The sequence below is a fragment of the Vibrio sp. 2132-1 genome (assembly GCF_033344315.1).
Genome location: NZ_JAWPON010000426.1, coordinates 1 through 653, shown reverse-complemented (window position 1 = coordinate 653; position 653 = coordinate 1). Strand labels below are relative to the sequence as shown.

The window sequence follows — 653 nt, the reverse complement described above, 5'->3', positions numbered from 1 at the left end:
TATGATTCCTCAAAAGAACTCACAGCATCGCGCATTAATCAGGATAATTTCCAGGCGATTTTGAAGCACATTGCGAGCTTAGAAGGCATTAAAGCGGTAAAGCTTGAAATCGAACAGTTGGGAGAGCCTAATTGGATCCTTACGGAAGGGGAAGAGTGCTGCCATGATTGTGATGATGAATGTCATCCAGAACCTTTAACGTTAGATGGCGAACATCTCGGCTCTTTGTATTGGAAGGCAGGCTTACCGTGCCCGAACGAGACGCTAATTGACAACTTTGTACAAATTCTCTCGCGAGCGGTGTACTACAATCGCGCACAGCGTCAAGCAGAGCAAATTTTGTTGATGGAAGAGCGCGCGACCATTGCTCGCGAACTTCACGACTCTTTGGCTCAAGCGTTATCCTATTTGAAAATTCAGGTCGCTTTATTAAAGAGAAGCGTGAAAAATCTTCCTGACGAAAAGGCCATCGCTCAAGCCAATCAAGTGATTGCAGAGCTGGATACGGGTTTGTCGGCTGCTTATACCCAGTTACGTGAGTTGTTAACGACATTCCGTCTGACGATCAAAGAAGGCAGTTTTGGCCAAGCGCTGCAAGATATGGTTGAAACGCTTAATGAGCAAACAACGGCAGAAATTACGTTGAAAAATAG

1 protein-coding gene is annotated in these 653 nt (G+C 45.3%); it reads left to right on the top strand.

Annotated elements, in window-relative coordinates:
* On the top strand, positions 1 to 653 hold a 653-nt coding region (locus R8N47_RS25825; protein WP_318186183.1), incomplete at both ends, for a histidine kinase.